General features: G+C 48.5%; 9 protein-coding genes. 6 read left to right on the forward strand and 3 right to left on the reverse strand.

What is annotated here, in order from left to right:
* Positions 1 to 5 precede the first annotated feature (5 nt).
* The 5 genes from aspA to AC50X8_RS18435 all read left to right on the forward strand — a co-directional run bounded on the left by aspA (position 6) and on the right by AC50X8_RS18435 (position 10,611).
* Positions 6 to 1,427 carry an aspartate ammonia-lyase gene (aspA, locus tag AC50X8_RS18415; protein ID WP_056036256.1) on the forward strand — a complete coding sequence of 474 codons (1,422 nt, stop codon included), beginning with the start codon at positions 6 to 8 and terminating at the stop codon, positions 1,425 to 1,427.
* A gap of 46 nt (positions 1,428 to 1,473) precedes the next feature.
* On the forward strand, positions 1,474 to 2,901 hold the full coding sequence (locus tag AC50X8_RS18420) for an NAD-dependent malic enzyme (protein WP_494880802.1): 1,428 nt from the start codon (positions 1,474 to 1,476) through the stop codon (positions 2,899 to 2,901).
* A 758-nt stretch (positions 2,902 to 3,659) separates the two neighbouring features.
* The gene (locus tag AC50X8_RS18425) at positions 3,660 to 7,463 is read left to right on the forward strand and encodes an RCC1 domain-containing protein (RefSeq protein WP_494880804.1); all 3,804 of its coding nucleotides are present in this window, start codon (positions 3,660 to 3,662) and stop codon (positions 7,461 to 7,463) included.
* 302 nt (positions 7,464 to 7,765) lie between these two features.
* Positions 7,766 to 9,499: a sensor histidine kinase gene (locus AC50X8_RS18430; RefSeq protein WP_494880806.1), complete on the forward strand. Its 1,734-nt coding sequence runs from the start codon at positions 7,766 to 7,768 to the stop codon at positions 9,497 to 9,499.
* Complete coding sequence (locus AC50X8_RS18435; protein WP_056036270.1) at positions 9,496 to 10,611, forward strand: response regulator; 1,116 nt, start codon at positions 9,496 to 9,498, stop codon at positions 10,609 to 10,611. The genes AC50X8_RS18430 and AC50X8_RS18435 overlap by 4 nt, the downstream gene beginning before the upstream one ends.
* 122 nt (positions 10,612 to 10,733) lie before the next feature.
* Here the strand turns inward: AC50X8_RS18435 and AC50X8_RS18440 are convergent, their stop codons facing one another.
* Positions 10,734 to 11,426 (reverse strand): MIP/aquaporin family protein, encoded by a 693-nt coding sequence (locus tag AC50X8_RS18440; protein WP_056036272.1) that lies wholly within the window; start codon positions 11,424 to 11,426, stop codon positions 10,734 to 10,736.
* Between the two features lie 211 nt (positions 11,427 to 11,637).
* On the opposite strand from AC50X8_RS18440, the gene AC50X8_RS18445 reads away from it, so the two are divergent.
* Positions 11,638 to 12,492 (forward strand): alpha/beta fold hydrolase, encoded by an 855-nt coding sequence (locus tag AC50X8_RS18445; protein ID WP_056036274.1) that lies wholly within the window; start codon positions 11,638 to 11,640, stop codon positions 12,490 to 12,492.
* A gap of 132 nt (positions 12,493 to 12,624) precedes the next feature.
* Here AC50X8_RS18445 and AC50X8_RS18450 read toward each other — a convergent pair whose 3' ends face one another.
* Together AC50X8_RS18450 and AC50X8_RS18455 are read right to left on the reverse strand one after the other, a co-directional pair.
* Entirely contained in the window at positions 12,625 to 13,431 is an 807-nt protein-coding gene (locus AC50X8_RS18450) for a carbohydrate ABC transporter permease (RefSeq protein ID WP_056036276.1), read from the reverse strand.
* Positions 13,428 to 14,315 (reverse strand): carbohydrate ABC transporter permease, encoded by an 888-nt coding sequence (locus AC50X8_RS18455; RefSeq protein WP_063892567.1) that lies wholly within the window; start codon positions 14,313 to 14,315, stop codon positions 13,428 to 13,430. Before AC50X8_RS18455 ends, AC50X8_RS18450 begins: the two co-directional genes overlap by 4 nt.
* Positions 14,316 to 14,384: the final 69 nt, after the last annotated feature.

Raw genomic sequence — 14,384 nt, forward strand, 5'->3', positions numbered from 1 at the left:
GTCCAATGTCAGCTCATTTTAGAATCGAAAAAGATTTCCTTGGCTCTAAAGAAGTGCCGGAAGACGCCTATTATGGCATTCAAACGATGCGAGCAGTAGAAAACTTTCCAATTACAGGTTACCGCATTCATGAAGAGCTAATCCGTGCGATGGCTATCGTTAAACATGCGGCAGTTGAAGCGAACATGGAAATTAGACAGCTGAACCCGGAAACCGGAAAAGCCATTATGCAAGCGGCGCAGGAAATTATAGATGGAAAATGGCATGAGCAATTTATCGTTGACCCGATACAGGGCGGAGCAGGCACCTCCATTAATATGAATGCCAACGAGGTCATTGCCAACAGGGCGATCGAAATCCTTGGAGGAACGAAGGGCGATTATTTCAATGTTAGTCCTAACACGCATGTGAATATGTCCCAGTCGACCAACGACGCTTTTCCGACAGCGATTCATATCGCCGTACTCGTTTTAATTGATAAGCTGCTGGCGACGATGGAGGAAATGCTGGCGGCGTTTCGGAAAAAGGCTGTGCAGTTCGATGGCATTATTAAAATGGGGCGGACGCATCTTCAAGATGGCGTACCGATCCGCCTCGGGCAGGAGTTTGAGGCCTACAGCCGGGTTCTGGAGCGTGATATTAAGAGGATCAAGCAAACCCGCGGCCACTTGTACGAGGTCAATATGGGGGCAACGGCCGTTGGAACGGGCCTCAATGCCGATCCCCGCTACATTAAGCGGGTCGTTGAATCGCTTGCCGAGCTTAGCGGCTTGCCGCTTATCAATGCAGAGCACTTGGTCGACGCTACGCAAAATACGGATGCTTATACAGAAGTGTCTGCGGCGCTCAAAGTATGCATGATCAACATGTCCAAGATCGCCAATGACTTGCGCCTGATGGCTTCCGGGCCGCGTGCCGGATTCGGGGAATTGAATTTGCCTGCCCGCCAGCCGGGCTCGTCCATCATGCCAGGCAAGGTCAATCCGGTTATGGCGGAGGTTGTCAATCAGGTGGCGTTCCAGGTCATAGGCAATGACCATACGATTTGTTTGGCTTCTGAAGCAGGGCAGCTTGAGCTTAACGTCATGGAGCCAGTACTCGTATTTAATTTGCTTCAATCCCTCAGCATGATGAATCAAGTATTTAAAGTTTTTCGCGCTCATTGCTTGGAGGAAATCGAAGCGAATGTCGAGCGCTGCAAAGAGTACGTGGAGAAAAGCGTCGGGGTTATCACTGCGCTCAACCCGCATCTTGGCTATGAGGTTGTAGCCCGAATTGCGCGAGAAGCGATTTTGACAGGCCGTCCGGTTCGTGAGCTTTGCCTGCTTTACAACGTGCTGACGGAAGAGGAGCTCCAAATCATTCTTGATCCGTATGAGATGACGAACCCGGGCATTGCGGGAGTAGAGCTTTTGGACCAAAGATAAGGAAGAAATTTCTAGAAATAGAGTGACTCACAAAGGAGAGAGCGAGATGTCCGTAACAAGTGGTGCCAGTACCTATATGATATTTCGGCTGCAAATAGATAAACAACTAACTTCTCTCGGCGATATCGCTGCTGCAATTGAAAGGACAAGCGGGGATATCGTGGGGATTGACGTTATCTCGTCGAGCCGTACGAGCACCGTCCGCGATATTACCGTTAATGTATCCGATCAGGCACACAGCAAGCAGATTGTCGAATCGCTTGAGAAGCTGCAAGGCGTTAAAGTCATTCATGTGTCGGACCGGACCTTCCTTGTGCATTTGGGCGGTAAAATTGAGATCACCTCCAAAATACCGGTGAAAAACCGTGATGATTTATCGCGGGTATATACACCCGGTGTCGCCCAAGTTTGTACAGCGATTGCGGAAAAGCCGAATAAGGCCTACTCGCTGACGATCAAGCGCAATACGATTGCCGTTGTTTCTGACGGAACAGCTGTACTCGGACTTGGCGACATCGGGCCGATGGCGGCCATGCCGGTGATGGAAGGCAAGGCCATGCTGTTCAAAGAATTTGCTGGTGTGGACGCTTTTCCGATATGCCTGGATACGAAGGACACCGAAGAAATTATCCGCATCGTAAAGGCCATCGCTCCGGCATTCGGAGGCATCAATTTGGAAGACATTTCGTCACCGCGCTGCTTTGAAATCGAGGAGCGTTTGAAGCAGGAATTGGACATCCCTGTGTTTCACGATGACCAACACGGAACCGCTGTGGTCATCTTGGCCGGGCTGCTCAATGCGCTCAAAATTACCGGCAAGCAAATGTCGGATATTAAAGTCGTTGTGAACGGTATCGGCGCAGCGGGCATTGCTTGCTCGAAGATGCTTCTGGCTGCGGGCGTGCGCAATTTGATTGGTGTGGACCGCGAGGGCGCCATTAATCGGAACATCCCGTATGGCAATCCTCATTGGAAGGCGTTTGCCGAGCTGACTAATCCGCATCTGGAGACAGGCAGCTTGTCTGAAGTGATCAAGGGAGCGGATGTATTTATCGGCGTGTCGGCTCCGAATATTCTCAAGGTCGAAGACGTCCAGTCCATGGCGAAAGACCCGATCGTCTTTGCAATGGCGAACCCGGTACCGGAGATCGATCCAGAGCTGGCCGAGCCTTACGTTCGTGTGATGGCGACAGGGCGGTCCGACAAGCCGAACCAGATCAATAACGTGCTTTGCTTTCCGGGCATTTTCCGCGGTGCCTTGGATTGCCGGGCGAGTGAAATCAATGAGACTATGAAGCTTGCAGCCGCTCAGGCGATCGCATCCGTTGTGACGGATGAAGAATTGAGCGAAACGTATATTATTCCGAGCGTATTCAACCAGAAAGTAGTGGAAAAGGTAAGAGAGGCCGTTATAGAAGCAGCCTATAATACCGGAGTTGCCCGAAAAAAATTGAGAGATTCCAATAAAGAGTAATTTCGGCTACTATTACGGTGCGTTGCGAAGCTTACTCATAGGAGCAGTTATCACAAAAGTGTTCTTTTGTGATAACTGCTTTTTATCATTTAGGCAGTAAAACTGGTTTACCCATATTACCAAGAACTTTTTCCAAAATATGACATGTATCCTACTTGAGCTTGTCCTTCAAATACTCTTGGATGTAAGGGACAGCCAGTTTGCGGGGAAGGGTACCGTCAATAGAGCTGGATGAGTCTATCTCAATGATTGTCTTATCGGGAGTGCAGAGACCTACAGCTACAGAAAGCACTGTGACTGAGACCACGCAGTTTTGGAAGCTCATTCCTTTTTTGGCGGACTGAGCTTCCGCTATTCTAGCTCTTAATCCCATTTCAGGTCGTAAGCGGACAGGAGATTCGCTATTGCTCTCACATTCCTCTCAAAATGAAGATAGGCAGCACATTAGCGGCTCCTGTGTCCGAAGCCTGTACCAAAACCAGTGATTCGGTTGAATTAGCGGATGCTGTGTCCTCCAAGTTATGCCATTCTCGATAGTAGAGGGTAGAAGTTGAAACGCTGGTTTCTTTCGGGATCCAGCTCGCTTACGTTTGCATACAGGACCTAGCAACAAGTCTTTCATTATTCTTTCACGGGGATTTGTTAAAATTTCAACTAGGGAATTTTAACCAAAATTTTTGGCATGAAAGAAGGCGTACATATTGTCATCCAATCAATCGAGAAAGCCGGTTTACCTTGTACTTATCCTTGTGCTGCTAATGGGATTGCTTACACCCTATGGGCAGAGCACCGTCTATGCAGCACAAGAGGGCATGCGAAGTGTGAAGGGAGTACAGATTTCCGCAGGAGCCAACCATTCCGTCATGTTAAAAGCGGATGGTACCGTCGTCGCATGGGGACTCAATAGTGGGGGCCAAACGAATGTACCGAGAGGCCTTGCTAATGTAATCTCTGTTGCTGCTGGGAGTGAGCATTCACTCGCTCTGAAAGCAGATGGGACAGTTGTCGGATGGGGGAACAATAGCTCGGGCGAAATAACAGTGCCGAATGAATTAGCAGCGGGAGGGGTGACAGCGATTGCTGGAGGAGGAGGTTCTTCACTCGCCTTGAAAGCGGATGGTACGGTTGTAGCATGGGGGGACAATCAATATGGCCAGTCAAGCGTACCCCCAGCGGCATTGCAAGAAGTGATCGCAATCGCTGCCGGAAAAGAGTTTTCGCTCGTATTAAAAGCGGATGGCACGGTCGTTGCATGGGGTCAGCCTGGCGCAACGAATGTCCCTGCTGGCCTGAGTGACGTAGTATCGATTGCCGCAGGGTCCTTATTTGCGATGGCATTAAAAGCGGATGGCACGATTGTTGCATGGGGAAACAACGCTAGTGGTCAAACGGTAATTCCAAATGCAGCGGCAGATGGCAAAGTCATATCGATCTCTGCAAGCAGGGCGACTGCGACTGCTCTGAAAGCGGATGGTACTGTTGTTGCTTGGGGAGAAAATGATGCAGGTCAGACGAACGTATCGGCGGGACTGCATGATGTGGTTGCGATTGCTGCCGGCTGGTTTCATACACTCGCCTTGAAAGCCGATGGCACAGTGGTCGCGTGGGGGAGCAACGCTAATGGTCAGAGGACCGTTCCAGCGGATCATGCTTCGCCCATTAAAGGGAGCAGAATCGCAGCGGGCTGGTCTCACACGCTTGCCTTGAAATCGAATGGTACCCTCTCCGCTTGGGGAGACAATGGCGATGGACAAAGTGCGATACCGGCTGGACTGGGAAGCGTGGAGTCGATCGCTGGAGGAGCGAATCATTCGCTCGCGCTGAAATCGGACGGCACTGTTGCTGCGTGGGGAAGCAACAGCAATGGTCAAAGTAGTGTTCCTATTGGACTGGAAAATGTAGCATCGATTGCGGCGGGAGCGAATCATTCGCTTGCGCTGGAAGCGGATGGGACGGTCACTGCATGGGGAAACAATGCTTATAATGAAAGCACGGTTCCGATCGGACTCGATGAAGTGATTGCAATTGCTGGAGGAGAATTTCACTCGCTCGCCTTGCAATCAGACCATACGGTCGTCGCGTGGGGAAGAAATCATTACGGTCAAAGCACAGTTCCGGCTGGACTGGATCAAGTTGTGTCCATTGCTGCCGGCGCCAACCATTCGCTAGCCCTGAAATTGGACGGCACTGTCGTTGTCTGGGGAAATAATAATAGTGGCCAAAGAGCGGTGCCGAATGGATTGGCAAATGTAGTGTCCATTGCCGCTGGCGCTGAGCATTCGCTTGCCTTGAAAGCAGACGGAACCGTCGTCGCATGGGGAAGCAATGCTAGCGGTCAGATTAACGTGCCAGCTGGATTGGCAAATGTAGTGTCCATTGCCGCTGGCGCTGAGCATTCGCTCGCTTTGAAAGCAGATGGAAGCGTCATTGCCTGGGGTAACGACGATTTTGGCCAAAGCACCGTACCGGGCAAGCTGATCGATTTGAAGCTGCAAGAGGGCGATTTTACGGAAGCCTTTGACGTCACTGTTACCTCCTACACCTATTATTATGACGGGCAGTCTTTGTCCAGTGCCCATATAACACCGACGATGACAGACCCTGACCAAATTTTGGTGTATGTGAACAATCAGTCTATATTGAGTGGCGGTGCGGCGACAATCAATGTAGCGGGAGCGACGGCTGATACGGTCATTCCTGTTCGCGTCGAGCCCTATTTCTTTCCTAATCAAAGGTATACGATTACGCTAGAGATTGATTCAACTCCACCAGTGGTAAAGTTCAGCACTGATGGAGGGTTAACGCCTGCAACAAGCGTCTCAAGCAAAGTAACGGTTAGTGACACGCAAAGCGGCGTGGAGCCTGCCTCGCTGCTGTATGCTTGGACGCAAGGAACAGCCGTTCCGACGGGAGGCTGGACGGCCTTCAGCAGCGAGGATACGTTAAGCCAAACAAATGTTGATGGCGATTGGTACTTGCACATTCAAGCCAAAGATAAAGTGGGTAATATTGTAAATTCTGTATCCAATCCTTTTGTGCTGGACAACACGGCACCGACAGTAACGGTAACCAGTTCAGCAAGCCAAACCGTGAATGCGGCTTTTCCGGTGAACATATTCTTCAACGAGAATGTAAATGGTTTCACCGTGGATGACCTTGTAGTCGTTAACGCTACAGCATCTAATTTGGTTTCTGTTAACGCATCGACTTACACAGCGACCATTACACCGCTGACGAGTGGTCAAGCTGTGACGGTATCGATTGGTGCGGGTGCAGCAGTAAATGCCGCAGGACTGGACAATACAGCATCCAACATGCTCAGCCTGTTGTATAACACGGCACAACCCGTCACTGCATTCGGTGGCTTTACCGATCAGCAAGCATTCGTTGTGCCGCCTACTCAAGTCTCCGTGACTGTGAGCGAATCGGTATATTGGATTAATGATGGGGCTCCACTCACCTCTGCAAATGCAAAGCCTCTGATTAGCCTGACGAAGGACGGACAAGCATTTACTTCTTATACGACAACGTTTGATGAATCTTTGCTAACGTATACGTTGACGTTTAATGGCACGCTTAACAATGGCTTATACAGGGTGAATGTGGCTGGAGGCGAAGTGGAAAATGAATATGGCAATGCGCTTGATGCAGCAACTGCAAGCTTTAGCATAGTGAGTGCAGCAACGCCGCCATCCGTAACACGTTCTAGCAATGCAAACCTAGCTTATTTGAACGTCTTTGCAGGCGGTAAGGCAGTAGAGCTGTCGCCTGTATTTACACCCGGGACTACGGAGTATAGAACGAAGACGGATGCAAAAGAAGTTGAGCTGCAATTGGCACCTGCTCATGTCATGGCAGCGGTTAGATTGCTGGGAGAACAAGTAATAAAGACAACTTCTGTACCTTTGGTCATGGGAGAAAATGTGTTCGCCATCACGGTTCAAGCCGAGGATGGAACGATAAAAACGTATACGTTAAAGATTAATCGTATTTCTGATAATGGAAATACAGGCTCTGCATGTACATTTGAAGATATTAATAATCATTGGGCTGCATCAAATATTTGCGAAGCAGCGAAACTTGGAATTGTGGAGGGTATGAGTGCCGATGCCTTCGTGCCTAATGGCTACGTAACACGGACAGAGTTTGCTCTTATGCTGCTTCGCACCCTTCAAATTCCCATTGGCAATAAATCGATTGCGATGCCCTTTAGCGATAAGGACAGCATTCCAGCCTGGGCACAACAGGCCGTTCAGACAGCGGTAGCTGAGGGTATTCTCGAAGGGTATTCCGATGGGACATTACGGCCGCAGCAAACGGTAAGCCGAGCGGAAATGGCTGCGATGGTCTCCCGGGCAATGAAGTGGGAGATTGACACTCAGGAAGCTGCTTCCTTTACCGATGATGCAAATATTCCAGCCTGGGCCAAAACGCATGTTCACAATGCTCGCGCGAATGGGCTGATAGAGGGCCGGGAAGGCAATAAATTTGTGCCAGCTGGACTTACAACTAGAGCCGAAGCTACTGCCCTGCTGTTGCGGCTTTGGAACTTTCTTTATTAATCCAACAAATTTTTATTTAATAGGCTGCAGTACTCATCCCCCGATGCTGCAGTGCCCATCCCCCGATTTATAACTTAGATTGGCTGAGTATGTCATTGGTTAATGATATGCTCGGCCAGTCTTTTTTTGACTTTCTCTATACGCTGCGGCTTTAGCCCTTATCCCATGCTGTCGAATAATTGGGTTTTTTGATGAAATAGGAGGAGGCATATATTGCGCTCCATGGTTTCGTATTCGTATACTGTATGAAGAGAGTAAAAAGTTATTATTCTATTTATGTCAAATATAGAGGGACTATCCTTATGGATTCCACAATAGAGCTCGTCTCTATGATTGCTTCATTAATCATGATGGGGATTATTTTATTATCGGAGTATGGTTTTAGAAGAGTGCGCGGAGTGGGCTATCTCATCGGTTTGACGATTTGTCGAATGATTTTCTCCGGTGCCATCATTATGGAGCAGAGCCGTTCTCTATTAACGGAAAAGCTGATTTTTCGTAATATTCAGCATACGATGCTTAATTTAATGGTGCCTTTCTTAATTCTATTTGTCTATTATTTGATCGGTTCCGACAAGATCATTAAGCTTCGCTGGAAGGTCCTGCTGTTCACGGTATTTGTGCTATGGTCGCTGCTGGTGTGGCTCAACCCTGAGCTTCATTTGATTTTTCGCACGATTGAGCTCTATAATGGCGAATTAATAACGACAAGAACTATTTATTCCATCATATTTACGCTAGTTTGCTACAGCATCGTGGCTGTATGTATTTATTTTTTAATTCATTATGTGCGTAATATTCGAGATGATTTTCGCAAGCCAGGCATGTGGGTTCTATGTCTAGGATCATTGCCTCTGGTGCTTGAGATTATTAAATTCGTGAATCCTGAAATGTCGTCATGGCTGCTAAGGCTCTCGGTTTATTGTGGATTTACAGGTATGATCATGCTGGTCATTGCCATGCGGTATAAGTTTTTCTCTATTGTTCCTTATGCCAGGGATGCCGTGCTCGATACGCTTCAGGAAAGTATATTGATCGCGAATGCTTCAGGAAAGATCATCGACAGCAATAAAAAGGCTGTTCAGTGGTTTTTAGAGCTGGGCCATGCCGAGATTTATGACCGGGAAATGGCGGAGCTGCTAGCACCATGGCCGCAATGGCAGAAGTTGTGCATGTCCATGCAGCAGGGCAGTGTGGAAATTGACACTTGGCTTAATGGCGAGAGGAAAATTTACAGCATAAACGTGTATCCGCTGCATAAGCAGAGCAAGCATACGCAGGGCAGTATTTCCCTTATCTTCGATATAACAGAGAAGCAGCGCCATCTGGAGCAGATCGCACAGCTTAACCAGCTGAAGGATCAACTGTTTACGATCGTCTCGCATGATATCCGCAGTCCACTGGCATTACAGTTCCAACTGATTGAGCTTCTAGAAGAGGACAGAGCCAGAATGGAGAGCGATCACCGGGAAATCGTTGAGGCGCTAGGTGGCCAGATCCGCAATACGCTCGGCATAGCCAATAATTTGCTGGAGTGGTTCCGCAGTCAGCGGGAAGATGTGTCCCTCCGGCTACAGCTGCTGGAGCTGTCTGAGGTTGTGGAGGAGTGCATCCATCTGATGCATATTACAAGCGAGGCCAAGCAAATAAATGTACATCATACCATTGCTGCACAGACTTATGTGTACGCTGATCAGCAGGTGCTTGGCTTAGTTATCCGCAATTTGTTATCCAACGCGATTAAATTTACTGGGGTGGGCGGCTCCGTTCATATAGACGCCCAGCTATCAGAGGACATGGTAATCGTTTCAGTTCACGATAACGGAGTTGGGATGGACGAGAATCAGGTTCACAGGCTGCTTAGTGAGCAGCAGTTGGACGCATTGACGGGTACTTTAGGGGAAAAGGGAGCGGGACTTGGACTGCTTGTAAGCCGGCAATTCGTCAAACTAGGCGGGGGAAATTTATGGGTGGAAAGCAAACTAGGACAAGGTAGCCTATTTCAATTCAGCGTGAGAGGCGGAACAGAGCGATGAAGGTGGTTATCGTTGACGATGAGCCTGCTATGCTGCTTGCTATGAAGCGGTTGTTGTCCACTATGGATGACGTGGAGCTTGTTGGAAGCTTCCAGAAGGCAGCTGAGGCGCTGGACTTTGTTCGGGCAAATGACGTGGAGCTGGCGTTTCTAGATATCAAGATAGCGGGGGATGATGGGCTCAAGCTCGCCCACAGCTTGCGTTCCCTTCGTGCTAAGCTGGATATCGTATTTACGACATCCCATTCTGAATATGCCATTCAAGCTTTCGATGTTTATCCGTTGGACTACATGGTTAAGCCGGTTACCCGCAAGCGCTTAGCCCAGACCATTACACAAGCGGCGAGCAGACAGGATGCTTCTTCCCATCCTACGGGGGACCTCTCCTCTAATCGACTAGTGGTTCGTGGTTTAGGGTGCTTCGAGGTGAGCAGCAGGCAAGAAGGTACCGTAAGATGGATTTCTAAAAAAAGCATGGAATTATTCGCCTATTTGCTCATCAACCATGGCCGCAGCACCTCTAAAACCCGTATTTTAGAGGACATTTTCTCAGAAATGCCTCTTAAAAATGCAGAAACGTATCTCCGTACAGCGGCATACCAGCTTAGAAAAGTCTTGTCGCCGCATGGGTTGAAAGAGGTGGTCATTTCAGCGCAAGAGCAGTATCGGATTGACTTGAATCAGGCTGATGTCGATTTTATTCAATTTGAGCAGCAGGCGAAGGCTTTATATGAAATCAATGAATCCAATGCAGCGACAGCTATAGAGCTGGAGAAACAATTTACAGGCGATTTGTTTGATGATAAATCCTTTGAGTGGGCGGCTGTCGAGCGTGAGAGGCTGGCCATTATCTATGATTCCTTGGCGAAGCGTCTCGCAAGCTGGCTGCTGGACCAGAAGCGTTATAGAGAAGCGGCGCAAATAACGAGAAGAATCGTAGCGCGCAATGAATTTGAAGATGAATCAAATCTGCTGCTGCTGAAAATCCTCGTGGCTATGGGAGATCGGCAATCCATAAGCGGCTATTATGAGCACTATACGCAATTGCTGTTTGATGAGCTTGGTCTGCAGCCTTCAGAGGAATTTCTTCAGATTTATAAAATATACCAGTGATCGCCTCCTCCTATATGGAGGGGGTCTTTTTTATAGAAAAATACACATAAAAAAAGGGCTGCTGGAAAACCTCCCAGTAGCCCTTTCCTCCCGAAATCCCTCATAACGAGCTTAAAATCATTTTAGGCTTGCTTCGCCTTGTAGCTGTTCAGCCACTTGTAAGCGGCAACGGCCAGCACCGAGCCGGCAAGCGGGGCAATAAGGAATACCCACACTTGGGATAACGCCTCGCCGCCAAGCAGCAATGCGGGTCCCAAGCTTCTTGCCGGATTGACGGACGTTCCGGTTAAGGCGATGCCAAGAATATGGACAAAAGCGAGCGTCAGCCCGATAACGAGGCCCGTTACATTTCCATTGCCCTCCGTAGAGGTCACTCCCAGTATCGTATAAATAAATACGAAGGTTAAGATGATTTCGACAATAAATGCCATTAGTGCTGAAATTCCGATTCCGTACCCAGGGCCAAAACCGTTCTGGCCGAGCCCTGTCGTAGGCAGGCCTGCGGAGACGATGATGGCGTACAAAACGGCGGAGCCTGCAATAGCGCCAGCGATTTGCGAAACCACGTATCCGATGAAATCCGCCCCCGATAGCTTCCGGCTAATAAGCATGGCGAGTGAAACCGCCGGATTGATATGACACCCCGATATCGGTCCGATGACGTAGGCCATCGCCACAATAGACAGCCCGAATGCCAATGCAATGCCCAAATAGCCAAGCTCAGCTCCCGCTGTAGCCGCACTGCCGCAGCCGAATAGAACAAGGACGAAGGTTCCAATAAATTCGGCTGCATATTTTTTGAATGATGCGTTCATAACTTACCTCCCAAGGATTAAAAATCTTTTTGATTATAAAGGAGGCTTATCTACAAAAACTGAACATGGTGCGGAGAAGCGCTCAACTAGAGGTTATATACAACCAGAGACGGTGCCCTATTTCATTCATGCGATGGATTTAGAAGGATCGACAGTGAAGTAATATGGAATGATCAGCTGAAATGATATGGAATGGAAAGGAACACATGAGATGAAAACCGTTTTAAAACCAGCCTTAATGATTAGCACCATCCTGATTGCACTAATCCTGCTAGCGCTCTTCTTCCCGACATGGACGCCCCGTATAAAAGGCGAGAATAGTATAAGTGTGCTGGAACACGTGGATCTGAATGGGACCAAACAAGAGATTATGATTCGGGGCAACGATCGGAATAATCCGGTTATTTTGAATGTGCATGGAGGGCCAGGTGCTTCGGAAATTCCTTTTGCAAAAAAAATGCAGGATCTACTGGAAACGAAGTTTACCATCGTTAACTACGATCAAAGGGCGAGCGGCAAATCCTATCATTTTTCCGAGGACTATTCTAACCTTTCCTCTGATTTGCTGGTGAAGGATCTGCTCGCGGTAACGGATTACATAGCAAAGCGGCTTGGCAAAGAAAAGATTATCCTGATCGGGCATTCCTACGGCACCTATCTTGCTACGCAAGCTGCTTCCAGAGCTCCTGAAAAGTACGAAGCCTATATCGGAATCGGTCAAATGGGGGATACGGTAGAAAGCGAGATCGACGCTCTGCATTACGTTTTGGAACAGGCTGGGCAAGAAGGAAATGCGGAGGATGCAGCTCAACTGCAGCAATTGCAGGAAGCTATTGAGAATGGTGATGCTCTGACTCCTCGCGACTATGTTAATAAATACGGCGGGGCTTCCAGACTAACCAAAATTCCAGACGCTATGACATCATCCCAAGCAGCTCGGCATTATTTTGACAGCATTGAAGCTGAGCACAAGGAATTCCTTCCTTATGCGGAATCGGCGCATTACCCGCAATATGAAGAAAAGGAACGTTTTGTTAAGTGGATGTCGGATACCTTTCTAGATTAGTAAAATAACGAATAGGCTCCCCCTATAGCAGACAAGTTTGTCATAAAACCTGTGCTGTAGGGAGAGCCTATTCACCTTCTCATATTGAAAGCACAATATAGCTGGCTGGCCTTGGTGGCCTTGCTATAACGTTTAGCCTTTGACCGCACCAGCGGTCAGGCCTTTCATGAACGTTTTCGAACCAAGAATAAACAGAATCAGCACGGGAATCGTCGTCATCGTAAGGGCAGTCATTCGCGCTGCGTAATCTGTCCGGTGTACGATACCCAGATTCGAGATAAAGATCGGAAGCGTGTACCACTCGGACTTGTTAATCGTGACGAGCGGCAGCAAATAGTTGTTCCATGACCATAGAAACACCAGCGTTGCCAGCGTCGCCAAGCCCGGTTTCATTATCGGCAGTACAATGCGAATTAAGATACCCGGCTCGGAGCAGCCGTCAATACGCGCGCATTCCAGTAAATCGGTTGGAATCGAATCGCGCATGAACTGGATCATAAAAAATGCACCGAACGGAAATGCCGCCCAGACGAGAATGACCGGCCACAGCGTATTGCCGACACCGAGATGTCTCATTTCAATAATATAACCGATTAATCCGACCTGGGTCGGTACCATCATCGTAATAATAACGAAGGTCTGAAGCAGCTTGCGACCGCGGAATTCAAATTTCGCCACGGCATAGCCGATGAGTGTGCTGGTGAGTGTCGCCAGCAAGACAGAGGCAACGGATACGATCAAGCTGTTTCCGTATACTTTTAGAAAATCGGCCTGCAGGACGGTCTTCAGGTTTTCTCCCAAATAGTTGCCCGGAAGAATCGGAATTCCCTTGAATAAATCCTCGCTGTAATGCGTTCCCATCACGATCATAATATAGAACGGAAAGAGCGAGAGCAGGGAGATGACAATTAGACAAAACCACATGCTGGCTGTTTTCATCGTTTGTCCTCCTTAGGTGCTGTGAGTTTATAGCTAAGAATGGAGAATAATACGATTAGCAGGAACAGCGAGTAGGCAATGGCCGAAGCATAGCCGAAACGTGTATTGGAACCGAATGACTCATCCACAAATTTCCAAATAATAGTGAGGGCTGTGTTATCAGGACCGCCTACCTGTGCGGAGCCCGACCATCCGCCGTAAAGCAGCTTTGGCTCATCGAACAATTGCAATCCATTAATAACGGAGGTGACGACGAGAAATACGATAATATTTCGCAGCAAGGGCATCGTAATTTTGCGGAAGGTATGAAGTCCCGTAGAGCCATCCATCTTGGCCGCTTCGTATACGTCTTGCGGAATGACGGTCATGCCGGCCATGAAAATAATCATAAAATATCCGAGATTGCGCCAAATGACCATTAGAGCAATAATAGCCCGGGAGCCCCATGGGTCTTGAAGCCAGTAAAAACCTTCTTCCAATAGGCTGAATTTCGTAAGGAGCAGGTTCACAAGACCGGTCTGCCAGTCAAACATGTAGGAAAAAATAAAGCCGATGGCTACCGGAGTCGTAATATATGGCAGTACATTAATGGTCTGAAATAATCTCTTGCCGCGCGTCAAATGGAAAGTCCAATACGCCAGCGTGAGCCCTAAAATCAAGGTTACTGGAATAAACATCGCCATCATAATCAGGGTGTTCCACAAGGACTTAATGAACAAAGGGTCATTCGTCCAAAGCTGCACATAGTTTTTAAAGCCGATAAACGTCTTGTCGCCTATGCCGTTCCAGTCATGCAGACTGAGCACGAATGAGTAAAGGACTGGATACAATTGAAACGCCGCATACGTCAGCACGAAAGGCAGGGCGAAAAGATAGGGCCACATGCGTGGCCCCCATCTGCGTTTGCTGGATGCGGCGGAAGTCTTAATTATGCGTTCCGCATTCACGGTCAT

It is taken from the genome of Paenibacillus sp. JT22N15 (genome assembly GCF_059383755.1).